Consider the following 26,043-nt stretch of genomic DNA (forward strand, 5'->3'; position numbering starts at 1 on the left):
CCCGCTTCACACCCGGGGGGTTTTGTTTTTTGTAAGATACTATTGCTAACAAAAGATGTAGCAGGGGATAGGTAACAGAGTGAAAAGTCTTTTGGTATCTAGGTTTGATAATAAGTTAGTGTCCTAACCACCTTGGCGATTGCTATAACATGAACAATTCTTAATTAACTTAAGAGAATTCAAGGATGACTTTACGTCCATCTTAGGAGATAATTTTGTGCAAAAGTTGTTCCTAAGATAAACTAACCTATCTGAAATTCATGGATTCTTTATCTATCAATTCACTACTTGACGACTTGAAAAATCCTGATGCTATAGTCCGTAAGCAAGCGACTCGAAAAATTTGGCGGCTCTGGTTTCAGGAAAAAGGTATATATGGACTGGAAAAAATTGACCACAGTCAAAAGTTGATTGATGCAGGTGAGATTAGTTCTGCTGAAAAATTACTAACTGAATTGATAAACATACAAGCAGATTTCGGCGAAGCGTGGAACAGAAGAGCTTTTCTTTACTATAGTATAGGTAATTATCAAAAATCTCTAGATGACTGCCAAATGGTTGTTCAGTTAAATCCAGTGCATTTTGGCGCACTTCACGGGATGGGGTTGTGTTATGCAGCACTGGGAAAGTATGGTGAAGCTATCGAAGCTTTTCAACAAGCATTAAAAATTCAACCCTATTCCTTGGTGAATCAAAAATTGATTCTGGAATGTACACTCAAACTGAGTTAAACAGATTACTGTAATTGATAAATGCAGGATAATTTAGAGTAAGGCGTAAAGGAACGCTGGTAATTGTCACCTATGCATTAACCTCCGCGCCCCTCTGCTTTCAAAAAAGTTTCAAAGCAAAGTTTTCTAATTAGACATCTCCAAAATCATAAATTCAACAAACATTCCATCTGTCAGGACTGATAGTGGTAGGAGAGCATTTTTCTGACTATCGTTGTTAATTTGTACTAACATTCAAAGACCTTCCAAATAGCTCAAAAGGTCCGCCATTTCTTGGGCGCTGGGCTGGAATTTTGGCATAGGAGGTGTTTCACCACTAATCACTTGGTGAATTAACCCATATCGAGATTTACGCTTGGGGACAGCTTGTAAACTTGGGCCTACTAGTCCATCTGCTTCTAAACCGTGACATCCAGCACAGTTGATTTGAAAGATAGCCTTTCCCTGTACTGGGTTTCCCATCAGCGATAGGACATTCTTGACATATGGATCGGAGGCTTGAGCCATCTGAACACCAAGAATGGCCAAAGGGATTACTATGAGTATCGCCAAAGCCGACAAAGCGATCCACTGAAACTTTGATTCAGGTTTGGTAAGCTGGTTATCCAAAAGGGTTGCTGTTACAGTCTAGGTGTACAAAAAACTTTTCATTTCCTACACATAGCTTAAAAGTTCTTGATTGTGTCTGCAAGTACAGATAATGATTTTTATATAGTATTTATATTCCAAAAACATTATAGGGCGCGGGATTGATGCTGGATTTGGTAAAATCAAAAACAGGAAACGAAGTTGAATAATTGCAAAGAGGAGATTTACAGTGGTTGAACCCCTGCTCTCAGGTATTGTGTTGGGTCTGATTTTCGTCACCCTTAGCGGACTGTTCTATGCTGCTTATAGGCAATATAAGCGCCCCAACGAGTTGGGAGGCTAAAACTGAGTGCTGAGTATTGAGTCCTAAGTTGTGAGTGGTGGGGAGTTAGAAAGAATTGGAATCCTATCAACCTAGCACCCCATCACTCCATCTCTTCTAATTCCATAGTTCTGTAAAAAGTTAGCGCTGTATTGCCATAAACTTTTTGATGGGAGATTTCCCAATTAGGGATTTCTGGTGCTTCCCAAGCTTGAGGACTATGTTCAACTGCTATTTCTCCATCAGCATCTAAAATTTGATAATGAGCGATCGCTTCTAAAACTGGCTCATATAACCCACTGGTATAAGGTGGGTCAAAATAGATTTTGTCAAATTGCTTACCTGATAAGTTTTTTAACTGCTGGAGTACATTTCCTCGCAATACCTCAAATTTTTGGTCGGTATTAGCTACCAGCTGCCAGTTTTGTTTGATCATTGCACAGGCTTTACTAGATTGTTCAATTCCTACGACCAATTTAGCTCCCCTACATAAAGCCTCTGCCCCCATTGAACCACTACCGGCGCACAAATCCAGCCAGCAACAACCATCAATTTGCCCTTGCCAAATATTAAAAACTGCCCCCCGTACTCGCGCACTGGTAGGTCTGGTTTCTTGCCCTGGTAAAGTTTTAAGCAGTCGATTCCCGTAAATTCTCAGACTCATTAGCTATTAGTCTTTGGTCATTGGTTGTGAGTTTTAGACAACTAATAAAATTGCAAATTTTTATTAAGCAGGAATCTTTTCGCGGACTTGAGCCACAAAATTCGATAAAACTTGCAATCCTATATTAGAGGATTTTTCGGGATGGAATTGGACTGCCATGAGGTTTTCATGAGCGATAGCAGCTGTCACAGTTTGGCTACCATGAGTAACTGTTGCCGCCAGAATTTGCGGATCAATGGGGTCAACATAGTAGGAATGGACAAAATAAACCCAAGGTTCAGAAGGTAAATGTTCCCACAAAATGCTTTTTGGCTGAGTGAGTTGTAGTTGATTCCAACCCATGTGGGGAATAGCAATACTTGGTTCTGAGCGAAATCTCCGCACTTTTCCGCGCACAATTCCTAGTCCTGGTTGAGTCCCTTCGTCGCTGTATTCAAACAAAATTTGCAGTCCTAGACAAATACCTAAGAAAGGTTTACCAGATGCGATCACATCTTTAATCGGTTGTTCTAAACCACGCGCTCGCAGGTGTTGCACTGCGGGATCAAATGCTCCCACTCCTGGCAGAACTATTGCATCTGCTTGTTCTAATTCCTTGGCAGAATAAGTTACTTTAGGAGTTGCCCCAGCTTTTTCTAAACCTTTGCAGACTGAGTGCAAATTTCCCATATCGTAATCTACGACTGCAATTACTGGCATTTACCTGCTCCTTGTAAATTTATTAGGGAGGGCATTTCATTTATATTCTAATTCTAATTAATATTTATTATGCAGAAAAAAATACTATTAACTTCTTTTGACACTTGGCTGAGTGAACAACTGTCAAATTCTTCTGATGATTTGTTACTTGAGTTAGCCAAAATGGCTTGTCTACCTCATGATTTAATTTTTTTGCGCCGACTACCTGTAGATGTTCAGCTTGCTAGTTCTCGCGTCATTGCCAAAATCAATGAACTTAAACCTGATTACGTTATTTGTTGTGGCATGGCAGCAAGTCGTACACAATTAAGTATCGAAGTCGTTGCTCGTATCTTGTCTGTACAGTCTACGGATATCTCATCTCTAGATTGTGCAGAAAGTTTTTGGCAAACAACTTTGCAAACTACTGTTAATGTTGAACAATTAGTGGAAGGAACAGAAGTTGAGATTAGTTACGACTGTGGTAAGTTCGTTTGTGAATCACTTTATTATTCAGGGTTAGCGCATCTCAAACCCTATTGACAGGGGAATTACAGTAGAGGAGAATAGTTTGCTATGGATGCTGCTAACACAGAAACCATGTACTGATCATTCATCGCAGCTCGTCTTGACTTTTGTCGAATACTACGACGAAAAGTTGTTTCTCGGTCTAAGGCATTGAGGGCAATGCGACGTAATAAAGCAAAGTTTTGTGGACTGTGCATAGAACGGATTCGAGATTCATCTTCATGGAAAGTGACATCTAATGTCCAATGAACAGAGTTTTCAATGCCCCAATGTTGTCGGATTGCACTACCAATTTTGTTAGCATCACTATCAAGACTAGTGATATAAAATTGCACCTCATGAGTAGTTTTATTCCAATGCTGAATCTTCCGAACTACCATAACTACTGTTGTTAATCCTGCCCATTGGTTTTGTTCATGAAGTGCTGGTAGTTGTGACACTGGAACAGTATAAACTGTACGATTCTCGATACGGTGATGTCCTTTTTCTACACGTTGACTAATACTGACATCAACATCTTTAAAGTTTAAGGATTGTGCCATTTCAAACCAATTTTTCACTTGTTGATGTAGCGTCGGATGATTATCTTTGAGGCTTAAAATATAATCAGCATTTCCGGCTATTATTTGTTCGGCAATGGATTTTTGCGTACCCATTGCATCAATGGTGATAATACAACCAGACAAGTTCAGAGTCTCTAATAGTGCTGGAATTGCCGTGATTTCATTTGATTTACAACTGACCTTTGTTTGCCCTAGAATCAACCTGTTCTAACATTTGTGTAGGAGGAACTTTAATTTTTATATCATGACTAGAATTGACAGTAAATTCCATCAGAGAATGAGAAAAGTTAGACAATTCATCACGCCGATGATGGATACTATACTTTTCACCTTCTTTTTTAATTACAAAAGCATCACTTCTATAAAGTCTAGAACCATCTGCTAATGTCTCTCCATAAGCCTTGAGAATTTCAACTGCTGTTTGAGCAATTTTGGCATTTTCAACTTTGAGATTATGCCGCATTTTCAACCAGTTTAAACCTAGAACCTTTTGCCAACTGGCTGCAACATCCTTCTTAATAGGAACTTCCACTTCCCGTATCCACTGCTGATTTTGAGAAGTTACTGTTGGAGATGAAACCACACCATTGTAGTTTGGTGTAAAAGCAACTTTTCTTTTTTGTGTTTCAGTTTCTTCCTCTGTTGTTCCAACAAATTTAGCTGACTTTTCTTCCCTAAAAGCATCAACTTCAGGTATTGTCTCTGTGACTGTTTCTTCAGTTTTTATTTCATTTATCGAAACTTGGTTATCAGTAAAATTATACTGATTTTCTTCTTTTGAATATCTCGTTTCAGCCATAGGTATATCCCTGGCATTATCCCATTCTGGTGAATCATCTACTGGTGGTTCTGGTAATGGAGTATCTTCATCCCAAAAGACGAAAGTTTCCTCTTCAAATGGTAAATCTAAAATAGGTGTAAATTCATTTTCTAATTCAATGTTTTCTCCAGAATTTACTGCTGCTGTTTGAGATTCAGATTCTGTAGAATTATCAACAACTTCACTCTCAATATCTTGATTTCTAAAAAGTTGACCTAGCAGTTCATCAACAATTTTTGTTAAATCTTCCTTTATCTCTCTTGTATTATCTGTGGTATTTTGACTAGGAGGTAAATAACGAATTATGGGTTCATAGACTACAGCAATAATTTCCTCAGTGTCTAAATTTTCCGTCACCCAGTTATGACGACATTTACCTTCAATATTTTGCTGGTAAACAGTTAATTTATCACCTCAGATGGGAGGTGAGCGTGGTTATGGTTGGGGTAATGTCGCAGTAAAAGAAATAAAAAAACTAACAGAATCTGAAAAATTATTTAATGCCTATACTTTTATTATTCAGTGTTGGACTACCTGAGTCAATTTCAACTCCCTATTCCTTGCATCTTTATTCATGTGCCGATTTTGAATCAAGAAAATTTGCACAGCATTCTTGCTAACTTTGTTTTAATTCTTAACAAACTGGCACTTATATAAGGTTGTCAGCGTCTCTTTAGAAAAATTTTCCTCAATATTTATGTTGCCACTCTTACTCGGTTTAACACTCGCTCAAGCAACTCAAGTCACACCACCAGTTGAAGAAGTGGTACAACCACAAGAAGTTCGTCCTTTACCAGGGCAGTTAAATAATGTGCCAGTATTTAATAGCAATAGCCCCGAATTGGTTTTAAAAGAGGGAATTTTACTTTCTACCTTTCCAGGAACTGGGAAAAAAGTACCAACGGCACATTTAAATTTTCCTTTTCGGGGACGGTTTGATATTTTTGCTCATCATGTTGCTAAAGCAGATCCACCAGAAAATTTACGTTCTCTTTACCAGGGAATAATGTTGCATAACCCTGGTTCTCAACCAGTGAAAGTCAATATATTGCAAGCAGCAAGTTATTTAAGTCAACCAGATGCACCATTTATTCAGTTAGATTCTTTTATTCCCAATAATTTGGGTACAGTTTTTGCAGGCCCTGGTAGTCGGGTGATGTCTGATGTGCTAAGAGGAAGAAGACAAGCAATTTTCCCTGCCCAAATTGTTATTCCTCCAGGGGCAAGTCAGATGTTATTAAATCTACCAATTCCCGTGCAAGGATTGACACCGCCACTGAATGGTCGCTCTACATTTATGCGCTTGTCGAGTAATGGAACTGTTTACGCAGCTAGTTTAGCTATGTTTGCTCGCACGAATGTTGATGGTAGTGAACGTGCGCCCAATTTAGCAGAGTGGCAAAATTTATTAGATAACGGTGAATTATCTACACCTAGAGATAAAGTCCCAACTCCCCTTGAAGAAACTGGTAAACCAAGGATTTATGGAAGGGTAGCAGGTGTAGCAAGTGGTTCTCAATGGCGATCGCTCTTAGTCGATAATCCTAAAGTTAATTATTTGACAATTCCTCAACCCGGTCAAGCTTTTTCTTACCCTTTAAGCACACTACATGGTGGAACTTTTGGTACCGGTCAAATTCAAAGCGCATCTATGTTAGTCCGCTATCCTGATACGGCTTATCGCGCTCATGGCAATTATGGAATTCAGTATAGTCTTAGGTTGCCTTTATACAATACAACTCAAAAACAGCAAACTGTAACTGTGTCGGTGCAAACTCCCATCAAAGAAGATCAGTTAAATAAATCAGGACTACGCTTTTTCACCACACCAGCGCGTCAAGTCTTCTTTCGAGGAACAGTGCGAGTACGTTATCAAGATGATCAAGGTAAACCAAAAACTGAGTTTGTACATTTAGTGCAAACCAGAGGTGAACAAGGGAAACCATTAGTATCATTAAATATGAAGTCAGGCGATCGCTCTTTAGTAGAAGTAGACTTTCTCTATCCTCCAGATGCTTCACCACCTCAAGTTTTAACTGTTTCAACTCAAGCTGAAAATAAGTAAAATTAACAGTGTTTAACAGCAGACAATATTAAAGAGGAGATTGTCAATGATTGCAAGTCCCAGTTATAGCTATATTTCTCCTGAAGAATATCTCCAAGCAGAAGAAACCAGTGCCATTAAGCATGAATACAGACATGGAGATGTTTATGCAATGGCAGGTGCAAGTAATACTCATGTGATTATTACTCTTAATATTGCTTCAATGCTCAGAAATCATCTGCGTGGGAGAGGCTGTCAGGCTTATATGGCAGACACGAAGGCGCATATTGAATCTATTGATACATATTACTACCCTGATGTCATAGTCAGTTGCGACGAAAGGGATAGAACCTTTAACAACTTTCTGCGTTATCCCTGTTTAATTATCGAGGTTTTATCTCCCACCACAGAAGGATTTGACAGAGGTGATAAATTTGCTGATTATCGAAATATCGAGTCACTTGAAGAATATGTGTTGGTGAGTCAAACCCGGATTAACATAGAAGTTTTTCGCCGTAACCCAGAAGGGCAATGGGTACTATATCCCTATGGAAAAGGGGATAATATACATCTAGCTAGTGTAGATTTTAAGTGTGATGTTGCAGATGTGTATGAAGATGTTACTTTTGAAGTGCCGCAAGTGACAGAGTGATATCATGTTCGCGTCAGCCCTAATTATCAGTCTTTAACCGAACACAATGTCATTGCTAATTTAGCTGCACCTGCCATTCCTGCTGAGTTACCAAGTTCTGCGGGCAAAATTTGTAAACCTAGACGCGATGTAGGTAAAACCCGCTTTTCAATTTCTGCCTGCACAGCTGGTAAAAAAAAGTCAAAACTAGCACTGATACCACCACCAATAATAATTGCTTGTGGTGTAAGTACATATATTAAACTCGTTAAACCAATTCCTAAGTCTCTGCCATATTCTTGCCAAAAACTCAAAGCTTCAGCATCTCCTGCTTGAGCAAGTGCGCCTAATTCTGCTGGTTCTTTACCAGTACGGCGACGAATAGCTGTCACTGATGCATACTGTTCTAAAGAACCTTGATTGCCACTATTACACATTGATCCGTTAGGATTTAAGGTAATTAAACCTAATTCTCCGGCTGCACCTTGATGTCCGACAAACAATTTACCATCAAGAATAATTGCACCACCAACCCCAGTCCCTAAAGTTAGCAGAATCAGATTTTGAAAGTGACGACCGGCACCTAACCAAGCTTCCCCCAACCCTGCACAGTTAGCATCATTAGCGAGGATGGTTGGTTTACCAGTTTTGGCTTCTAACCAATCTGCTAAGGGAACATCATGCCATCCAGAGAGGTTAATGGCAACTTTAGCAATGCGTCCAGTTGCGTCAGCAGGGCCAGGAGTTCCCACACCTATAGCTATGGTTTGATTATCTGGGTCAATTTGAGCTATGGCATCTACCATCTGCATCATTACCGCTGCCGGTGTTGCAGGTTGGGGAGTCGCTACCGTTAAAGATTGTAAACAAGTACCATCTGCTGTAAAACGCCCCAGCTTAATCGCTGTTCCCCCCAAATCAATACCAATTACTTGCTGCACAAGGCTTATTCCCAGATATTTATTTTAGATAAAACCAAAAAATCATACTAATCATACCAATTTTTGAATCATATTACCTACTAGGAATGGCATTGTTTAGAAGTGGGAATATAGAAGAAGCAATTAGTATTTTAAAAAAGCAACTACAAAAAGAACCGAATGCTCCTTTAACTTTATTTTATTTATCCTCAAAACTTTACTGAAGATATATTCATCAATAGTAAAAATTTATTAAACCTGCTGCAACTAGCAGGTATCAACTAAAAAGAGATATCTAAGCCAAAATACTTTACAGTTACGCAGAAAAAAGTGTAAATTGGGTTTTGTGGATGCCAATAATTCCTATTCATTTGTGGTTACTAATCATTTGCACATTAGCAACTCGGTAGGAATTATTGCTTACCTGTTCCCATTCTGTGACTGGTGTACCTCTTAAAATCCCAGAAAGGGCAACAGAAAGCATTAACCCACCAGCAGCAGCAGCAATTAAAGAAATGTTATCTTTCACACGAATCTCTCAGTTTGTTAGTTGTCTATTCTGAACATGACTAGCAAGAACCGGGTTTTTCTGCCCCTACTTGCGAATACTATTTTCTCTTCTCAGACGGGGATTGACAAATTCGTTTAACCCTTCACCAAGTAGGGATAACCCTACCACGAGGAATGTCATCGCTGAACCAGGGAAAAGAGTAGTCCACCAAATGCCTGTGGGTAGTGCTTCTAGGGCTTGTTTTAAATCGTATCCCCATTCGGGGACTTCTTCTGGTAATCCTAAACCCAAAAATCCTAAACCGCCTAAAACTAATATGGCATCTGCGGCGTTGAGAGTAAAGAGGACAGGTACGCTTTGAATGACATTAAAAAATAGATAACGGGATAATATAACCCAGGTAGAAGCGCCCATTGCTTGCGCGGCTTCGATGTAGACTTCGGTTTTGACGCTGACGGTGTGGTTGCGAACAACGCGATAATATTGGGGTATGTAGGCGATACTAATAGCGATCGCAGCATTCAAGATTCCTCTCCCTACCACAAATGCCAGTGTGACGGAAAGTAATAATCCTGGTAGGGTGTAAATGCTATCCATGAGAAACAGCAATATCTTATCTAATCTTCCACCCAGATAGCCACTCACCATCCCCAATGGTACACCAATCACCATACTTAGCGCCGTTGCCAAAATCACTACTTGCAGTGCGGCTTGGACACCAAATACAGTTCGGGAAAATACATCATAACCCAAGCGACTTGTCCCAAACCAATGTTTAGCTGAGGGTGCTTCGTGAATGGGGTTAGAGAGAAATTCTTTAGGATTTTGTAGCCATCCCCAAGCCTGAAATACAGGTGCGAAAAAGGCTAAAAAGATGAAAAACAGAGTAATTCCTAACCCAATCAGCATTAATCTCTGAGAAAGGCTAGGATTTTTGCTGAATTTGAAAAAATTAGGTAATTGGCGTTTTGTAATGGTCACGTCGCTTCCTACTAAAACCAGCCTATCGATTAGCAGATACTTTAGCAGATTTTGACAACGCTACATTAAATAATCAGATACCTGACTTGTCTAAAAATTCGGGTAGCTGCTGCTTTGGATGGAGGAGAAATTGTAAGTATTCAGGATAGAGAATACAGAAGACGCTACGCAGACCTGCGGTTCAGGAGAATAAAGGCTTTTTTAGTCAACTTTGATGATTTTGATAAAATCTCACCTCTCTCTATTCTTCATTTCATAAGCATTCTGACTCCTGACTCCTGACTCCTGAATTCTTACGAGAAATTAGATATTTGAAGTTAAACCCACTCGAAAAGTAAACCCAGGACTATAAATACGATTAACTCGCTCATATTGCTCACCGAGTAAATTTTCCAAATAAATAATCAACCCCAAATTTTTACTGACAGGAATCCGACCACTTAAATCAAAATTCACAAAAGATGCTGAGAAGTCTGTATTTTTATCACCACCAGCAGTATTGGTAAAAATAGAGCGACGGGAACCACTATTATAAGTCACATACATATTAGCTTGCCATCCCGCCTTTTCATAACCAATTCCAGCTTGAAGTAAGGAGTAAGGAATTAATCCTAATTGTAATCCTTTTTCAGTTCCAGTTTTAATTTGGGCATCTGTATAAGTGTAGTTGAGAAAAGTTGACCATTGACGAGCAATTTTTAATTGCAATGCTGCTTCTAAACCATTGGTATCTACTAAGCCGATATTTTCCCATCTTCCACTAATTATTCCTAACCGATTATCTAAACTACTGCCAAAATATGTAAACTGTCCCAGCAAATTATTAGACAATCTCACATCCACTCCCGCAGTCCAAGCAGAACCAGTTTCTGGTTTTAAATCTGGGTTTGGTTGCCAAGCATGAACCGTATCATAAACATATAACTGATCTAAACCTGGATTGCGCTGCGCTCCTGCCCAACTTCCACGCACAGCAACGGCTGGATTAACAGCATAACGTAAGCCAAAACTAGGGTTAAGATAATTACCAAACTGCTCATCAAAGCTTTGTCTTAGCCCTAAATCAACTAAAAAATCATCGCTAATATTCAAAGTATTGACAGCAAATAAAGCTGTATTTAAGAGGCTGCGATTTTCTTTTTCGTTGTTGGCAATTCTATTAGGTGCTGTACTAAAAACATCGCCCTTTAAATCAGTATTTTTTAAATCTAAACCCCAACGTAACTGATTATTAGGGCTAAGTTTCCAATCATGATCTACTCTGGCTGTAATTTGTTGAGTATCTAAAATACCGGTGCGGTAAAATGTGCCTGCGGTCGGACCATAAGTGCTAAAGTAATCTTGGTTATAACCAATAGAAGTTGTTAAATTAGAGTTTTCTCCTTTACCAAGTCGAGTTTTCCAAGATAAACCAATATTTAAACCATCATGATCAAGTCGGTCTTTTTGTAATGGAAAACCGAAATAAATTAAACCTCGACGACTACTCAGTGTAGTCACATCTAAATTGACAGAATTTTTGGAATCTAAATCTACACCAATGCTGCCAAAATAAGTGCTTGTAGCTGTATCTGCATTCGATAAAAACCCTTCGGAATCACGGTTTGCTGCTCCCACAGGTACACGATAACGGTTATCTATAAAGTATCTTTCAAAGCTAAAGTTGTATTTGACTGCACCAGATGAACCACCATAAGTTATCTGTTGATTATTTAAATTTAATGAGCCAAATTCTGCACTAGCATTTAATTTAGGTTTTCCATCACCTTGTTTAGTAATGATATTGACAACTCCCCCAAAAGCTGATGAACCATATAAAGAGGAAGCAGCCCCACTATATAATTCAACTCTTTCTATAGCTTCTATAGGAATACTATTTAAGTCAGTTGCACCATGATATGTATTGACATTACTATTAATTGGTCTACCATTAATCAGAAAGACAGATTGATTAATTGATGCACCCCGGTAATATGTACCTGTGTGAATATCTGCACCATGTCCGACATCATTAATCGCAAAACCTGGCATTCTTTTCAAAATATCAGCAACGCTGGTTGCACCCTGTTTTTGAATTTCTTCTTTTTCAATTACATAAGTAGGAGTAGATTCAGGTAAAGGGTCTTTTTCACCAATTGTTTCTATAGAGATATCTGCATCATTTGTGGGAGTTAAATCTGCTTCTGGCTGAGTTTCTTCCTTAACTTCAGTTGATGCTGGTTGTTGAGTTAATAATTCAGCATTTGTGGCGGGTAATTCAATTTCACTTAAACTAGGAATCTCAGAATTTACTACATTATTTTCAGTTCTATTATTATCAGCAACAGCAGGAAAGGCTACCAGTAAGCTCAATAAAGAAACTGGCAGGAAAAACAAATTCTTATTCATATTTCTGAACTCACACCCGGTAAAAACAATTACTATGTGAGATTTACCTTATTAATATAAAAACTGTCAAAAGACAAGCTGTCATATTTGAATTAATCAAAACTCAAATATCCAACTTCTCTAAAAAATCAGGTATCTTTAATGATGACTAATTACTAATTTCTGAATCACTATTAGACTCAGTAGGTGATGTAGTCGCAGGTTTTGGTGGTGTGGGTGCTTCTGCTGGTGCTGGTGAGTCAGAGGATTTTTGACGACGACGGAGGATTTCTTCTAACCGTCTCCGGCTTTTTTGAACTCTTTCGGCTCTACCTTCATCAGATTTTACGGATTGTGGTGAACGACGACGGGGTGTAGATTCTTCTATTGGCTTAGGTTTTTCAGGTTCTACACGCTGACGAGGAGATGAGACTGGTTTACTCTCAGAAGGTGGAGATTCTTGTCTACGTCTAGTTGTATTTTCGGGGGAAATATCGGTAATAATAGGAGTTGTTTTCCGTTGATTGTGTTGAGGTGATTCTCTGAAAGTAGAAGTAGAAGCTTCTTTTTCAGGTTTTTTCTGGGCGGCTTCTCTTTGTTTTTCTATTTGACGTTCTTGAAGTTGGCGATGACGCTGTGATCCTTTAATAGCAAAATTAACTGAGGCTCTTACTCCTTGTCTTCCTGCTTCTGTAGGTGTTAATTTCCACTCTTGTGCTGCTTGTTGAGCAGCTTGATCTAGTTCGCTATCACCACTGGAACGGATTAACCGTACCCGCGTGACATTACCTTTATTATCAGTATCAATAGCAACTTCTGGATTTCCTTCTACGCCTCGCCGTCTGGCTCTATCTGGATATCTGATTTGACACTGTAGACAATCTGCGCGATTCAATTTAGAACTATTTTCTATAGGAGGTTTCGGTGCTGTAGCTACTGTTGTATCTTCTGTTTTTGGTTTATTTCCAACCCCGTTACCAACGCCATTACCAGAACCGTTACCAACGCCATTACCGAAACCGTTACCAATACCATTACCAGAACCTTTACCCAAACTATTTCTCAATCGATTACCTAAATTACCGACAAGATTTCCACTTGTTGAAACTACATTCTGTGACGCTTGTGTGGAAGAAGTGGAGGTAGTTGAGATATTTTTGGAACTAGAATTTGGTTGAATTTCTAAGTTTGATGATTGGATATTTTGGGTTTTTGAGTCGTTTGTCACAGTCGCATCTGGTTGAGGTTGATTAGATGCTGGGGTGTTTGAGTTTTCATCTAACCTCTGTATTGGTTTAGTTTCTACCGGGGGTTGTGTTGTCGCAGGTTCAGGAATAGTTGGCGCTTGGGGTTGTTTGGCGATAAAGTTATTAGTGGTTTTCGGTTGGTGCTGTTTGGCTACAGGTAAAAAAGCCGGAGTTATGGCGCTGATAGAAGTTGCTGCTGGGATCAAATTTTTCACGTCGTTACCACCTCCACCAGAGTTTATATTGACTGGAGAATTTTGATCTGCTTGTGGTTTGGCTATTTCCTGGGGGATGGTTTCGAGAATTGTCACTTCAATAGGTTGATCTTTAACTTCAGGTACTCTCAGTAAAAATTTGCTTATACATAAAGCTAGTACCCCCAGATGTAATGCTAATGAACCAATGAGACTGTAGATGAGAAAAGTCTTCAGAGCTTCAGCTTCTTTTTCTCTTTGTTCTATAGCAATGTTGGAAAAGCCCATATTTTATTACTAGTTATGATAATTTGTTATTATTTACTTCATTAGGATACAACAAAATTTGATTTTATTAATTAATAAAAATGTATGATTTTTTGCAATTTTATTTCCCAAATAAATATTTTTAATTATATCTAAATCATTAAAAATGGTTATATGAAATTAGCTGAAATTTCCGAGGAATTTTACCGGAAAATCCAGTTTTATTTGTGAAGAAATCTGTTTCCTCCCCTAAATATGCAATTTATTTTGCACGACCACTTATGAGAGTTAAGCAATTTCTATAACTGATGAGATTTCTTGTTGAACAGTTTTCAGCAAATTTAAGATTTTTGCTTGGGCAAGTTTCTGTCCTTGCTTTCCAAAGTATGCTGATGCTTGTTGTAAATCAGCGATCGCTCTTTGGTAGTACCCTAAGTTATAGTTGGCTACTCCCCGATTAACGTAAGCTAGTACATTACTGGGGTTCAGCCTGATAACTTGGGAAAAGTCATGCATTGCTCCCAGGATATCACCGCTACGCTCACAGGCACAAGCTCGGTTAAAATATGCTCTGTCATCATCAGCGTTGAAATGAATTGCTAAATTAAAATCCTTCATAGCCGCTGCTAGATTTTGCAATTCTAAATAAGCTAAACCTCTGTCATTGTATATATCTGCTAACAGTAGTGTGTTAGTGGGGGAAATTTGAGTTAATGCCAGGTTATAATCAATTATCGCTTGGGAGTAATTACCTTCTTCAGCCAAAGCTATCCCTCGGTTGTAGTGAGCGCGAAAATTAGCCGGTGTTAGCGCAATTACTTGATTGTAATCAGCAATAGCATTAGGATAATTCCCTTGTCTGTAGTGTGCTAGTCCCCGGTTGAGATAAGCTTGAGAGCTATCAGGTGCTAAACTCAGCGCTTGGGTACAATCTGCGATGGCCGCATGGTAATCTTGTAGCTGTAGATAAGCCAAACAGCGATCGCTATAAGCTGCACTCAAGTCACTCTGCATTTGAATCGCCAAAGTCAAATTCTCAATTGCTGATTGGTAATTACCTTGCTGCATTTGGTTTACACCCAATTTAAAAAAATCACGGGCTGAAATTTGGGTGTTAGCAAGAAGTGATGAATTTGCACTTGGGGCTAAAAAAGCTAGAGAAAAAGCTATAATCATACTGAAAATTAATCGCCAGAAATAAGTCATACACATCTCCTTTGATAATTTCAGAATTACAAAAATTTGCGGGACAAAAAGCCCCGCCAATTATTACTCACATCTTGCACCTGGCGACTGGAAGTCGCGGCTAGACAGACAAAACCCGCCTACGCGGGTTTGAAACCACTGATTTTCCGTGAGTCCGCGCAGGCGGACTTAGTTTGTGTAGCCACGAATTCTATTCGTTAGGGCTTGGTGCAAGATATGTGATTAGTTAATCACCTTAGATATGGGATTACTTCCAATCTTTATCTGCTTGTTCCAGTACGTAAGCTGCTACATCTTCAGCCTGGGATGGTTTTAAACGACCGGTGAAAGCAGGCATAGCACCTTTACCCTTGCTAACTTGGGCAATAATTGCCTCTGCTGAGTACATATTGTACTTTACCAAATCCGCCTTCTTGAGGCTTTTAGCAGCGTTAACCAAATTCTTGCCACCTGCGTGACAAGAAGCACAGTTAGCACTAAATACTGCTTTTCCCGCAGCAGCATCTGCCAAAGCTGGACTACTGAAGGCAAAGGTGAAGATAGCTATGCCTAACAGTAATACTGAAATTATCTTTTTCATCTCGTGTTCTCTCTACAACAACGGCTAATTCTGTCAAATCTCCTCCATAATTGTGAGTTGAGCAGTTGCTTGTGTCAAACGACAGGCTGTCAAACTTGGCTCTGACAATTAAGGGTTCAAGATTGACTGAGTTAGAAGTAAACTGCGGTGGAAATCCACCTACTATTTAAAATAGGCGAAAAGCTGATCAAACAAGTGTTTTAATGTTTAAATTTTAATTTTTCAATTTTTAATTTCCGTCCTGCGCTACTAATTTGAGGATGGATGAAAAATGTAAATTTATATAAAATTTATATATAGCCGTGGACAGGGTGGTTAGGACATCAATTGATAATGAAACTCCCACTAAAAGAGGGTTTTACTCCTGACTCCTGTACGGGCGTATTGCAATACGCCCCTACTCCTGCTATAAATGGAAATTTAAGATTAGCAAGAATAAATTAATAATGAAGAATAAAAGGAAAAGTGGATCAAAAACTTTAAACTTTATCCTTTATTCTAAAAACTTCATCCTTTATCTGCTAAATTTTTTATTGCCTCTTCAGTAACGCGACAAATTCGCCAATCATCTAAAATATCTGCTCCCATGCTGCGGTAAAATGCTTGTGCTGAGACATTCCAATCCAAAACACTCCATTCTAAGCGCCCACAATCCCGTTCTATAGCTATTTTGGCTAATTTAGCTAGAAGTGCTTTACCAATACCTTGGCGGCGAAATTCTGGTAAAACAAATAAATCTTCTAGATAAATTCCTGGCTTAGTCAGAAATGTAGAATAATTGTGAAAGAATAGGGCAAATCCCACAGCTTGACCCGCAGATTCCACTAAAATTGCCTCTATATATTTTGGTGAGCCAAATAAATGCTCCTTCAGTAATAGAGCATTGCCAGTGACAGCATGAGATAATTTTTCGTATTCTGCAAGCGCCTGAATTAATGCAAACAGTGTAGTGCAATCACTGGGTTCAGCAAACCTGACAATTAAATTGCTATGAGAAGTCATTAGTCTTTAGTTCATACTCTATAGTCCATAGTTTATAGTTAAGTGCGTAAATTTTCTTAACTAATGACTAATGACCAATGACTAATGACTAATGACTCATATTAACCAACCTTTTAAACGTTTAGCAATGTGGGGACGGCGTAATTTTCGCATGGCTTTACTTTGAATTTGGCGGACTCGTTCACGGGAGAGGTTGAACATATTTCCCACTTCTTCCAAAGTGCAGGGTTCGCTGGTTGTCAGTCCATAGCGCAGAGAAATTACGTCTTTCTCCCGTGGGGTGAGGACATCACCTAAGACTTCCCAAATCTCCTGACGCATCATGTTTTCATTCATTTTGGCTTCTGGAGATTGGTTATCTTCATCTTCCAGCAAGTCCATTAATTCCGTGTCTTCTTCCTTACCGACGCGGTGATTGAGAGATAATGCTTGACGGCGTAGTTGTTGGAGTTGACGCAGTTGTTGAACGCTAATTTCCAAAGCTGCGGCCATTTCCGCTTCCGAGGGGTTGCGAGCAAGTTTTTGTTTAAGTTCTCTTTGGGCTTTTTTAAGTTTGTTAAGTTTTTCAACAATATGGATTGGTAGACGGATGGTTCGCGCATCATTAGCGATCGCTCGTGTAATCGCCTGTCTAATCCACCAATAAGCATAAGTAGAGAACTTATAGCCTTTATCAGGGTCAAACTTCTCTGCGGCGCGATTTAACCCCATTGCGCCTTCCTGAATCAAATCTAGAAAAGGAACTCCCCGGTTGAGATAACGCTTGGCGATAGATACCACCAACCTCAGATTCGAGCGAATCATTTTCCGCTTCGCTACTCTTCCTTGATACAAGCGACTTTCCAGTTGTTTCTCTGTCATGTCAAACTTGGCGGCTACTTCGCTTTTGCTCGGTTGCTGTCCCTGTTCTAATTCCAAAGCAGCTTGTAAGTCTTTTACTTCTTCTAAAAACCTGACTCGACGAGCTAACTCTACTTCTTCATCAGGTTTTAAGAGAGGATAACGCGCCATTTCTTTAAAAAACGCGCCTACAGCATCATCATGTTCGGTTTTATTGTATCCCGAAGGACGAGCGGCTGCCATCTCATCGCCATCCCGTTCATCTGACTCCAAATTTTCTACAATTAAAGAGTCTTCAAATACCACTGCCTCTAAACTATCAAGTGATGGTTCTTCATGATCAGCCGCGTTCTCCAGTATTTCCATTGTTCCCAATTCAGCAAGATTCATAGTTTCCTTTAGGGATTGTTGCTTTGTTTGGTACATAAATTAGTGACAGATGCTCGTTTGAGGATTGGTAGTTTTTCTGAAGAGATAAATACATTCATTTACCTAGACAAATACAATCTTCTCAAAAATTCCTGATTTGGAACGAAAATCTGTACCTGTTTGTCATGTTTTTCGGTTATGTTTAGATACAACCTATATGGGCTTTGCACCCAAAATACCATCTTCTCAGAGTACCAGCAGACATATTCCTCATTTTTTTATTAATCACCAAATATGTCAAACCCCCCTCAAACATTCTCAACCTTAACAAATATAAAAATTCCATCTAAAGATCCCTAGGTCTTAAATTTTCATGTATTTTCCTATATTTTTAGTGGGTTTAGGCGATGGAAGTGGACGGTTAGTAAATGATACAAATTACGAAAATGCTGAATGAAAATCCGGAAAATATTAATTGTATAAAAGCATCTCATATAGCTGAAATATTGAATATCTATCAATGGGCGGAAAAAATAATATTCCCTATTTCGTACTTAAGCAATTGATTCTTTAATATCTAAGAGGATGTCATTTGTGTAGTTAGCATTAAATATTTATTGCACGTACTGTGGAAATTAAATTGTCTAGTAGATTACATCAGTTAAAACTTATCAAGTATGATTGGTAATAAAAGTATTGCGAAATACCGTTTGCTTGTAGTAATCCAACAAGTTAAAGTTAAGTAAGCCTGGTTAATTTGATCAGGGTATGTAAGTAAATATTGGTTGAAAAAGTCGGTAATCATGTATATTCAGAGCGTAAAATTATCTTCTGTAGCTGTGGCGGAACCTGGGGAGTTATACCAGTCAAAAACAACTGTTTATCGATGGATTGAAGTACTCGTAGATTGTCCAGGAAGCTCAGACCTATATACATACAAAATACCACCCCAGTTAGAAATAAAACCAGGGGACATTTTAACTGTTCCCTTTGGAACACAACAGGTAGGAGCGCTCGCAATTCGCTTACTGACACAGCCTAATGTTGATCTACCAGCAGACAAAATTCGGGAAGTAGAAGATGTAGTCAGCAAAAGATTTTTCCCTAGCACCTATTGGGAATTACTCAATCGCATCGCCGCTTATTACTATACGCCTCTAATTCAAGTAATTCGGGTGGCTCTACCACCAGGATTATTAGGGCGATCGCAACGTCGTTTGCGTCTGACATCTTTAGGAAAAGATCAAGATGTCTCTAACAATACTTCTGTTTTCATGTCACCTACAGCGCAACAAGTTTTAGCACTATTACAAAAAACTCCTACAGGTGACTACAGTTATTACTATATTCAACAAAAAGTTAAATCTTCCTATCGGGGAACTCGTGAATTAATCCGCTTGGGATTAGCAGAAAACTACCTAGAACCGCCACGACAAAATCAACCCAAACTGCAAAAAGCGGTAACACTGATAGAAAATAATGACCGAGATTTAACCCCCCGTCAAAGAGAAATTGTGGAAGTGCTACGACGACAAGGTGGAGAATTATGGCAAAGTGAATTATTACAAATTTGTAGCGCCAGTACTTCTATCCTCAAAGCTTTGGTAGAAAAGAGCTATATAGTAATTGAAGAACGAGAAATATTACGCAGAGAACAAAGTCCCCTCATGGCTGGGGATCAAGCAAAATCTTTAACAGATGCTCAAACTAGCGCCCTAGAATTAATACAATCTTTAAATGGATTTGCTCAAGTATTGTTGCACGGGGTAACAGGTTCAGGGAAAACAGAAGTATATTTACAAGCGATCGCACCTCTGTTGAACCAAGGTAAATCCGCTTTGGTATTAGTTCCCGAAATCGGACTCACTCCCCAACTCACAGATCGTTTTCGCGCCCGATTTGGAAACCGAGTTCAGGTTTATCACAGCGCCCTCTCTGACGGTGAACGCTACGACACTTGGCGACAAATGTTCACGGGAGAACCTCAAGTAGTAATTGGGACTCGCAGCGCCATTTTCGCCCCTTTACCCAACTTGGGTTTAATTATTTTAGATGAAGAACACGACAGCAGCTTTAAACAAGATTCCCCCATTCCCACCTACCACGCCCGCACCGTCGCACAATGGCGGGCTGAATTAGAAGATTGTCCGTTAATTTTGGGTTCCGCGACTCCTTCTTTGGAAAGTTGGGTGAGTGTGGGAGGAACCCCACCCCCTAGCCCCCTCCCCGCAAGCGAGGAGGGGGGACAGGATATTTCAACCTCTATCCCCGCAAGGGAGGAGGGGGGACAAGAGATGAGTATTCAGAAATCAGTTCTTTATTATTTATCACTTCCTGAACGGATTAATTCTCGTCCGTTACCACCTGTGGAAATTGTGGATATGCGTCGAGAGTTACAGGAGGGAAATCGGTCTATTTTTAGTAGGTCTTTACAAGAAGCTTTAGAACAGCTACAGGAAAGGAAACAACAGGGAATTTTATTTATTCATCGTCGGGGACATAGCACATTTGTTTCTTGTCGCAGTTGTGGTTATGTGCTGGAATGTCCACATTGTGATGTTTCTCTGGCGTATCATCATGTAGAAGAGGGTGCGCCGCAATTATTAAGGTGTCATTATTGTAATTATGGGCGATCGCATCCCCCACATTGTCCAGAATGCAGTTCTCCCTATTTAAAGTTCTTTGGAAGCGGAACTCAGCGAGTAGCACAGGAATTAAACCGCCAATTTCCTGCTCTTAAATTAATTCGCTTTGATAGCGACACCACCCGCAACAAAGGTTCACATCGTAACTTACTCACCCAATTTGCGAACGGTGAAGCAGATTTATTAGTGGGAACACAAATGCTCACCAAAGGTTTAGACTTACCCCAAGTTACGTTAGTAGGTGTTGTTGCTGCTGATGGATTATTGCATTTATCAGACTATCGCGCCAATGAACGCACATTTCAAACCTTAACCCAAGTTGCAGGACGTGCGGGAAGAGGAGAAGATCCAGGAAGGGTAATCGTGCAAACATACACCCCAGAACATCCAGTAATTGAAGCAGTTAAAAGTCATGATTATCAATCTTTTTCTGATGCAGAATTAGAGCAAAGACAAGCACTTAATTATCCTCCTTATGGCAGATTAATTTTATTGCGTTTGAGTAGTCTTGATCCCATTCAAGTCCAAAATACAGCCCAAATCATTGCTACCAATTTCAGTGATACAGAAGGATTTGAAATATTGGGGCCAGCACCAGCTAATATTTTACGAGTAGCTAATCGTTATCGCTGGCAAATATTACTGAAATTTACTGCTGACGCATTACCTCATTTACCAGATTGGCAAGAAATCAGGGCGCTTTGTCCTTCCTCAGTTAGCTTAACAATTGACGTAGATCCCATTAATATTATGTAATAGACATCTGGTGAAAAAGATTGTAGAGACGTTCCATGGAACGTCTCTACAAGGGTTTCAAGTCACGCAGATTTAATTCTCGGAGATGTCTAATTGATTAGTTAAGCATCTGGTAGGGTGTGTTATGCCGGAGGCTAACGCACCATCTGAGATTTTCGGTGCATTACCATACGAGAAGTCGTCCTCAGTTGGTGTCTATGCGCGAAACAAAATTATTTATCAGTAGCGATAATATGTAAATCTATTTTTTGCTCTCTGATTAACTCCATCAATCGTTGCGTAAAAGAACCTTTAAAAAATCTTTTCCATCGAGGTTGCTGACTTTCACCGATGACTATTTGGGTGATATGATGAGTTGCAGCAACTTGGGCAATTGCTTGAGGAACATTATTACTTTTAACGTGGATAAATTCACCACCAAATTCTTGGCATAGTTTCTCACAAGTATGAATATGTAAACTTTCTTTTTTGGTGAGAAAACGTTCAGGATCTGCAATGAATACAGTATACAACCTAGCATTCATATAACTAGCAATCCGCGCCCCACGACGCAATAATTGAATAGAATTTGGATAAGTAGATACACATACTAAAACTCGTTCGTGGATATTACAACTGTGTCCAGTAGAGATAGAAGTATTTGCTTCTTCTTCAACAGTATCAGCTACTTCTCTTAATGCCAATTCCCGCAAAGCAATTAAATTACGCCGCTGAAAAAAGTTTTCTAAAGATTGCTCAATTTTATCATTAGCATAAATTTTACCTTCCCGCAAACGCTCTTCTAAAGTTTCTGGAGTGACATCAATCACAACAACAGCATCAGCTTCATCTAAGAGAATATCGGGAATGCGTTCTCGCACCACAACACCCGTAATTCTTGCTACCAAATCATTCAAACTTTCCAAATGTTGAATATTAACAGTAGAGTAAACATCAATACCGGCTGCTAAAATTAATTCTACATCTTGATAACGTTTTTCTCTCAGTGAACAAGGTATATTTGTATGAGCCAATTCATCAACTAAAACCAGTTGAGGAGAACGATTTAAAATTGCCTCTGTATCCATTTCTTGAAGGTTGATATTCTTGTGAATAATGGTTTTTTTAGGAATTACCTCCAATCCTATAGCTTTTGTAGCCGTATCTTTGCGTCCATGAGTTTCTAAAACGCCAATTACAACATCAATCCCTTCTTGTTTAAGTTGGTGTGCTTCTTCCAGCATTTTGTAAGTTTTACCCACACCGGGAGCCATACCAATGAATATCTTATGCTTTCCCCGTTTGGCTGTGCGAATATAAGAATTGTCGGGGGATAGGTTATTGGGATTAAACATGAACAAATTCCTACTTAAGTAGAACGGCCTGAATAATTCAAGGTTTGTAGTCAGGACTTTAGTCCTTATTTGAGGGCTGAAGGCCTCACTACAAAATTATTTCCAGATTTTTTACATTACTTAATCTACTTTAATTTATTTTCGTCTAGTTACTTATTTGCTAATTTTATCCACTGCGAGATTTAGCTTCAAAACATTCACACCAGGTTCACCAAATATACCCAAAAAGCGACCATCAGTATTTTGATCAATTAAAGTTTCCAGTTGCTTAGAATCAACTCCTCGCGCTTTGGCTACTCGTGCAACTTGCGCCTTTGCACCTTCAGGAGTAATGTGAGGATCAAGACTAGAACCAGAAGTATAGACTAAATCAGCCGTAGGTTGAATACCCGCTTTTTTTAAACGATTAATTTCACCATCATTCCCATTAATGCGTTCTAACAAAACTGGATTACTGGGAGCTAAATTACTAGCACCAGATACACCAGTTTTCAAAACACCAGCTTCATCCTTTTTTGGGTCTGCTGTGCTGTAATTAGTAGTGCTAGGACGACTCCAAAAATACTTTTCACTTGTAAAAGGTTGACCGATTAAAGCTGAACCAATAATCACACCTTGAGAATTTGTAATTAAACTACCATTAGCTTGATAAGAAAAAGCAACTTGTCCCGAAATCAACATAAATAAAGGATAGATAAAAGCCGTTATCACCCATAAAACCAAAGTCGAACGAATCGCTTTACTAACTTGGTGTCTCTGACTCATTTTCAAATCTCCCTAGTTAAAAAATATTAAAGTTAAAGTTTTTGTTGGGTTGCGCTGTTGCTTAACCCAACCTACGAATTACAAATTAGTAATTAAAACCTCTCAGGTTGAAAAATCACAACAAATAAATAAACACAAAGACACAGAGTAACAAGTCCCAACAAAGTAATTGTGTAAGCTGAAAAACGCGATTCTGTTACTGGTGTGGCTGCTTGTACTGCTGGTGCTAGTAATAAGTTAAAGCAAAGCAGTAAAAACAGACTCAGAGGAACGCGATTGCGTTTATAGTTGATGAGTTCTGATAGTTGGTTCATAATTTAAGAGGGTGAAGGAGTTTAAACGCAGAGGTACGCGAAGGTTAGCGCAGAGGTACGCGGAGTTTTGATTAGGCTAGTCCTACAGATGCAATGAAAATGTCAATGATTTTGATAGCAATAAAAGGAGCAATCACGCCACCTAATCCGTAAATAAAGATATTTCTTTGCAGAAGTTGGTCAGCGGTGAGAGGACGAAATTTCACACCAGTTAATGCTAAGGGAATCAAGGCGGGAATAATTAATGCGTTGTAAATTAATGCTGATAAAACCGCAGATTGGGTACTTACTAAACCCATGATATTTAAACCGCTAACACCAATACCTGGGAAAATTGCCGGAATAATTGCAAAGTATTTAGCGACATCATTAGCAATTGAGAAAGTTGTTAAAGCCCCACGAGTAATTAGTAATTGTTTGCCAATAGTGACGATATCAATTAATTTGGTAGGGTCTGAATCTAAGTCAACCATATTTGCAGCTTCTTTCGCTGCTTGTGTACCAGAATTCATTGCCACACCCACATTTGCTTGAGCTAAAGCTGGTGCATCATTAGTACCATCTCCAGTCATAGCGACTAATTTTCCTTGAGCTTGTTCGCTACGAATTACTTCAATTTTATCCTCTGGTGTTGCTTCCGCAATAAAGTCATCTACACCAGCTTCTTCGGCAATTACCGAAGCAGTGAGACGGTTATCTCCTGTTAACATTACAGTTTTAATTCCCATTCTTCGCATTTGATCAAAACGTTCTTTAATCCCAGGTTTAATAATATCTTTGAGATAAATTACACCGTAAATATCATCATTTTGACAAATTGCTAATGGTGTTCCTCCTAATTTAGAAACTCGCTCGTAAGCTGTATCAAGTTCTGGCGTTAATTGTCCATTGCGAGAACGCACAAATCCTTTAATTGCATCTACAGCACCTTTGCGAATTTCTACACCATTTGGTAAATCAATTCCACTCATTCGCGTCTTTGCTGAAAATTCAATTCCCTCGGCAATTTGGGGATTAAAATCTAATTTTGCGCCTAATGATTCGGCTAATTTAACAATTGATTTTCCTTCGGGAGTTTCATCAAAAATACTCGATACTAAGGAAATTTGGGCAACTTCATTGAGGGAATGACCTTTAACAGGAATAAATTCCTCTGCCATGCGGTTTCCTAAAGTAATTGTTCCCGTTTTATCTAAAACTAAAGTGTTAATATCTCCACAGGCTTCTACAGCCCTTCCAGATGTGGCTATGACGTTAAATTGAGAGACTCTATCCATCCCGGCAATGCCAATTGCACTTAATAATCCGCCAATTGTGGTGGGAATTAATGCTACTAATAAGGCAATTAATACCGCAATACTTACAGGCGATTTAACATAAACTGACACTGTAGGTATAGTAGCAATTACCACTAAAAAAACTTGAGTTAGCACTGCCAAAAGTACAGTTAAAGCAATTTCGTTGGGGGTTTTAGTGCGAGAAGCACCCTCAACTAAAGCAATCATTCTGTCAATAAAACCTTGACCTGGATCTGATGTTACTCTAATTGTTAATTCATCCGAATTAATGCGCGTTCCTCCAGTTACAGAACTAGCAATATCAGTTCCTGGTTGTTTTAAAACGGGTGCAGATTCTCCAGTAATAGCAGATTCATCTACAGCGGCCACTCCAGCAATTACTTCTCCGTCTGCGGGAATAACATCACCAGCGATAACTTTAATTTGGTCACCACGACGCAAAGTAGTAGAATTAACTTCTTGAATAGAACCGTCAGGGAGAAGTTTTCGGGCTGTGACATCGGATTTTGTCGCCCGTAATGAATCAGCTTGCGCTTTTCCTCTTCCTTCAGCAACCGCTTCAGCAAAATTCGCAAAAACAAGAGTGAAGAACAAAATTATCGTAATTAGACCATTAAAAAGTCGAGGGTTATTACCAGGAATAACCCCAAAAAGATTCGGTTCAATAGTTACTAAAGCCGTAATAATCGTCCCCACCCACACCAAAAACATCACGGGATTTTTTAGCATATTGCGTGGGTCTAATTTAACAAACGCTTGCTTAAAAGCTCTAGAATAAATTCCAGTCTTTATAACCTTGGGAGTATGTTTACGTTCTTGTCGAGTTTTTGTAGTTTTCATGAAAATTTAGTTATAAAGAAAGACCCCACCCCCCAACC

The 26,043-nt window shown here is 39.1% G+C and carries 23 protein-coding genes and 2 pseudogenes; 7 read left to right on the forward strand and 18 right to left on the reverse strand.

Annotation, left to right across the window (positions count from 1 at the left end; translation table 11 throughout):
- The first annotated feature begins 260 nt into the window (after positions 1 to 260).
- The gene (locus tag A9Y75_RS19675; RefSeq protein WP_071191239.1) at positions 261 to 731 is read left to right on the forward strand and encodes a tetratricopeptide repeat protein; all 471 of its coding nucleotides are present in this window, start codon (positions 261 to 263) and stop codon (positions 729 to 731) included.
- Between the two features lie 234 nt (positions 732 to 965).
- Here the strand turns inward: A9Y75_RS19675 and A9Y75_RS19680 are convergent, their stop codons facing one another.
- Complete coding sequence (locus A9Y75_RS19680) at positions 966 to 1,340, reverse strand: cytochrome c (protein ID WP_071191240.1); 375 nt, start codon at positions 1,338 to 1,340, stop codon at positions 966 to 968.
- Between the two features lie 208 nt (positions 1,341 to 1,548).
- Between A9Y75_RS19680 and petG the strand changes: the two genes are divergently transcribed.
- The gene (gene petG, locus A9Y75_RS26820) at positions 1,549 to 1,662 is read left to right on the forward strand and encodes a cytochrome b6-f complex subunit PetG (RefSeq protein ID WP_083389681.1); all 114 of its coding nucleotides are present in this window, start codon (positions 1,549 to 1,551) and stop codon (positions 1,660 to 1,662) included.
- A gap of 82 nt (positions 1,663 to 1,744) precedes the next feature.
- Here petG and rsmD read toward each other — a convergent pair whose 3' ends face one another.
- Both rsmD and hisH read right to left on the reverse strand, forming a co-directional pair.
- Positions 1,745 to 2,305, reverse strand: coding sequence for a 16S rRNA (guanine(966)-N(2))-methyltransferase RsmD (gene rsmD / locus A9Y75_RS19685; protein ID WP_071191241.1), 561 nt, complete (start codon positions 2,303 to 2,305; stop codon positions 1,745 to 1,747).
- 63 nt (positions 2,306 to 2,368) lie between these two features.
- Positions 2,369 to 3,004, reverse strand: a complete 636-nt coding sequence (gene hisH, locus A9Y75_RS19690) for an imidazole glycerol phosphate synthase subunit HisH (RefSeq protein WP_071191242.1) — start codon at positions 3,002 to 3,004, stop codon at positions 2,369 to 2,371.
- 69 nt (positions 3,005 to 3,073) lie between these two features.
- Between hisH and A9Y75_RS19695 the strand changes: the two are divergent.
- A pseudogene (locus tag A9Y75_RS19695) lies at positions 3,074 to 3,514 on the forward strand (peptidase C15); the annotation flags it as partial.
- Positions 3,515 to 3,534: 20 nt separating this feature from the next.
- Here A9Y75_RS19695 and A9Y75_RS19700 read toward each other — a convergent pair.
- Both A9Y75_RS19700 and A9Y75_RS19705 read right to left on the reverse strand, forming a co-directional pair.
- Positions 3,535 to 4,275 carry an ISAs1 family transposase gene (locus A9Y75_RS19700; protein ID WP_236721476.1) on the reverse strand — a complete coding sequence of 247 codons (741 nt, stop codon included), beginning with the start codon at positions 4,273 to 4,275 and terminating at the stop codon, positions 3,535 to 3,537.
- Positions 4,244 to 5,251, reverse strand: a complete 1,008-nt coding sequence (locus A9Y75_RS19705) for a hypothetical protein (protein ID WP_236721477.1) — start codon at positions 5,249 to 5,251, stop codon at positions 4,244 to 4,246. The genes A9Y75_RS19700 and A9Y75_RS19705 overlap by 32 nt, the downstream gene beginning before the upstream one ends.
- 156 nt (positions 5,252 to 5,407) lie before the next feature.
- On the opposite strand from A9Y75_RS19705, the pseudogene A9Y75_RS29810 reads away from it, so the two are divergent.
- From A9Y75_RS29810 to A9Y75_RS19715, 3 genes and pseudogenes are all read left to right on the forward strand, one after another.
- Positions 5,408 to 5,551 (forward strand): annotated as a pseudogene (locus tag A9Y75_RS29810) (peptidase C15); the annotation flags it as partial.
- Between the two features lie 40 nt (positions 5,552 to 5,591).
- Complete coding sequence (locus A9Y75_RS19710) at positions 5,592 to 6,959, forward strand: DUF3370 domain-containing protein (RefSeq protein WP_071191243.1); 1,368 nt, start codon at positions 5,592 to 5,594, stop codon at positions 6,957 to 6,959.
- 46 nt (positions 6,960 to 7,005) lie between these two features.
- A complete protein-coding gene (locus A9Y75_RS19715; protein WP_071191244.1) occupies positions 7,006 to 7,590 on the forward strand; it encodes a Uma2 family endonuclease in 585 nt (194 codons plus the stop codon).
- A gap of 26 nt (positions 7,591 to 7,616) precedes the next feature.
- Here the strand turns inward: A9Y75_RS19715 and A9Y75_RS19720 are convergent, their stop codons facing one another.
- From A9Y75_RS19720 to A9Y75_RS19755, 9 genes are all read right to left on the reverse strand, one after another.
- Positions 7,617 to 8,510 (reverse strand): ROK family protein, encoded by an 894-nt coding sequence (locus tag A9Y75_RS19720; protein ID WP_071191245.1) that lies wholly within the window; start codon positions 8,508 to 8,510, stop codon positions 7,617 to 7,619.
- A 346-nt stretch (positions 8,511 to 8,856) separates the two neighbouring features.
- Positions 8,857 to 9,018 carry a hypothetical protein gene (locus tag A9Y75_RS28755; protein ID WP_177176251.1) on the reverse strand — a complete coding sequence of 54 codons (162 nt, stop codon included), beginning with the start codon at positions 9,016 to 9,018 and terminating at the stop codon, positions 8,857 to 8,859.
- Positions 9,019 to 9,084: 66 nt separating this feature from the next.
- The gene (locus A9Y75_RS19725; protein WP_071191246.1) at positions 9,085 to 9,981 is read right to left on the reverse strand and encodes an ABC transporter permease; all 897 of its coding nucleotides are present in this window, start codon (positions 9,979 to 9,981) and stop codon (positions 9,085 to 9,087) included.
- A gap of 303 nt (positions 9,982 to 10,284) precedes the next feature.
- Entirely contained in the window at positions 10,285 to 12,369 is a 2,085-nt protein-coding gene (locus tag A9Y75_RS19730) for a TonB-dependent receptor (RefSeq protein WP_071191247.1), read from the reverse strand.
- A gap of 148 nt (positions 12,370 to 12,517) precedes the next feature.
- On the reverse strand, positions 12,518 to 14,077 hold the full coding sequence (locus A9Y75_RS19735) for an energy transducer TonB (protein WP_071191248.1): 1,560 nt from the start codon (positions 14,075 to 14,077) through the stop codon (positions 12,518 to 12,520).
- Between the two features lie 267 nt (positions 14,078 to 14,344).
- Positions 14,345 to 15,262, reverse strand: a complete 918-nt coding sequence (locus A9Y75_RS19740; protein ID WP_071191249.1) for a tetratricopeptide repeat protein — start codon at positions 15,260 to 15,262, stop codon at positions 14,345 to 14,347.
- 247 nt (positions 15,263 to 15,509) lie between these two features.
- Complete coding sequence (locus A9Y75_RS19745) at positions 15,510 to 15,842, reverse strand: c-type cytochrome (protein WP_071191250.1); 333 nt, start codon at positions 15,840 to 15,842, stop codon at positions 15,510 to 15,512.
- Positions 15,843 to 16,349: 507 nt separating this feature from the next.
- Positions 16,350 to 16,844 carry a GNAT family N-acetyltransferase gene (locus A9Y75_RS19750; protein ID WP_071191251.1) on the reverse strand — a complete coding sequence of 165 codons (495 nt, stop codon included), beginning with the start codon at positions 16,842 to 16,844 and terminating at the stop codon, positions 16,350 to 16,352.
- A 96-nt stretch (positions 16,845 to 16,940) separates the two neighbouring features.
- Positions 16,941 to 18,110, reverse strand: a complete 1,170-nt coding sequence (locus tag A9Y75_RS19755) for an RpoD/SigA family RNA polymerase sigma factor (RefSeq protein WP_071191252.1) — start codon at positions 18,108 to 18,110, stop codon at positions 16,941 to 16,943.
- A gap of 746 nt (positions 18,111 to 18,856) precedes the next feature.
- On the opposite strand from A9Y75_RS19755, the gene priA reads away from it, so the two are divergent.
- Positions 18,857 to 21,454, forward strand: a complete 2,598-nt coding sequence (gene priA / locus A9Y75_RS19760) for a primosomal protein N' (RefSeq protein ID WP_071191253.1) — start codon at positions 18,857 to 18,859, stop codon at positions 21,452 to 21,454.
- Positions 21,455 to 21,666: 212 nt separating this feature from the next.
- Here priA and A9Y75_RS19765 read toward each other — a convergent pair whose 3' ends face one another.
- From A9Y75_RS19765 to kdpB, 4 genes are all read right to left on the reverse strand, one after another.
- Complete coding sequence (locus A9Y75_RS19765) at positions 21,667 to 22,788, reverse strand: universal stress protein (protein ID WP_071191254.1); 1,122 nt, start codon at positions 22,786 to 22,788, stop codon at positions 21,667 to 21,669.
- 153 nt (positions 22,789 to 22,941) lie between these two features.
- Entirely contained in the window at positions 22,942 to 23,553 is a 612-nt protein-coding gene (gene kdpC / locus A9Y75_RS19770) for a K(+)-transporting ATPase subunit C (protein WP_071191255.1), read from the reverse strand.
- A 92-nt stretch (positions 23,554 to 23,645) separates the two neighbouring features.
- Positions 23,646 to 23,867, reverse strand: coding sequence for a K(+)-transporting ATPase subunit F (gene kdpF / locus A9Y75_RS19775; protein ID WP_071191256.1), 222 nt, complete (start codon positions 23,865 to 23,867; stop codon positions 23,646 to 23,648).
- 71 nt (positions 23,868 to 23,938) lie between these two features.
- Complete coding sequence (kdpB, locus tag A9Y75_RS19780; RefSeq protein WP_071191257.1) at positions 23,939 to 26,005, reverse strand: potassium-transporting ATPase subunit KdpB; 2,067 nt, start codon at positions 26,003 to 26,005, stop codon at positions 23,939 to 23,941.
- Positions 26,006 to 26,043 lie beyond the last annotated feature (38 nt).

Source organism: Trichormus sp. NMC-1, from assembly GCF_001858025.1.
In the GTDB taxonomy this organism is placed as follows: domain Bacteria; phylum Cyanobacteriota; class Cyanobacteriia; order Cyanobacteriales; family Nostocaceae; genus Anabaena.

What these genes read in the sequence shown, in the direction of transcription:
- A9Y75_RS19675 (WP_071191239.1), top strand. Translation starts at nt 261, where the DNA reads ATGGATTCTTTATCTATCAATTCACTACTTGACGACTTGAAAAATCCT.
- rsmD (WP_071191241.1), bottom strand. Translation starts at nt 2,305, where the DNA reads ATGAGTCTGAGAATTTACGGGAATCGACTGCTTAAAACTTTACCAGGG.
- hisH (WP_071191242.1), bottom strand. Translation starts at nt 3,004, where the DNA reads ATGCCAGTAATTGCAGTCGTAGATTACGATATGGGAAATTTGCACTCA.
- A9Y75_RS19710 (WP_071191243.1), top strand. Translation starts at nt 5,592, where the DNA reads ATGTTGCCACTCTTACTCGGTTTAACACTCGCTCAAGCAACTCAAGTC.
- A9Y75_RS19715 (WP_071191244.1), top strand. Translation starts at nt 7,006, where the DNA reads ATGATTGCAAGTCCCAGTTATAGCTATATTTCTCCTGAAGAATATCTC.
- A9Y75_RS19730 (WP_071191247.1), bottom strand. Translation starts at nt 12,369, where the DNA reads ATGAATAAGAATTTGTTTTTCCTGCCAGTTTCTTTATTGAGCTTACTG.
- A9Y75_RS19735 (WP_071191248.1), bottom strand. Translation starts at nt 14,077, where the DNA reads ATGGGCTTTTCCAACATTGCTATAGAACAAAGAGAAAAAGAAGCTGAA.
- A9Y75_RS19740 (WP_071191249.1), bottom strand. Translation starts at nt 15,262, where the DNA reads ATGACTTATTTCTGGCGATTAATTTTCAGTATGATTATAGCTTTTTCT.
- A9Y75_RS19745 (WP_071191250.1), bottom strand. Translation starts at nt 15,842, where the DNA reads ATGAAAAAGATAATTTCAGTATTACTGTTAGGCATAGCTATCTTCACC.
- A9Y75_RS19750 (WP_071191251.1), bottom strand. Translation starts at nt 16,844, where the DNA reads ATGACTTCTCATAGCAATTTAATTGTCAGGTTTGCTGAACCCAGTGAT.
- A9Y75_RS19755 (WP_071191252.1), bottom strand. Translation starts at nt 18,110, where the DNA reads ATGTACCAAACAAAGCAACAATCCCTAAAGGAAACTATGAATCTTGCT.
- priA (WP_071191253.1), top strand. Translation starts at nt 18,857, where the DNA reads ATGTATATTCAGAGCGTAAAATTATCTTCTGTAGCTGTGGCGGAACCT.
- A9Y75_RS19765 (WP_071191254.1), bottom strand. Translation starts at nt 22,788, where the DNA reads ATGTTTAATCCCAATAACCTATCCCCCGACAATTCTTATATTCGCACA.
- kdpC (WP_071191255.1), bottom strand. Translation starts at nt 23,553, where the DNA reads ATGAGTCAGAGACACCAAGTTAGTAAAGCGATTCGTTCGACTTTGGTT.
- kdpF (WP_071191256.1), bottom strand. Translation starts at nt 23,867, where the DNA reads ATGAACCAACTATCAGAACTCATCAACTATAAACGCAATCGCGTTCCT.
- kdpB (WP_071191257.1), bottom strand. Translation starts at nt 26,005, where the DNA reads ATGAAAACTACAAAAACTCGACAAGAACGTAAACATACTCCCAAGGTT.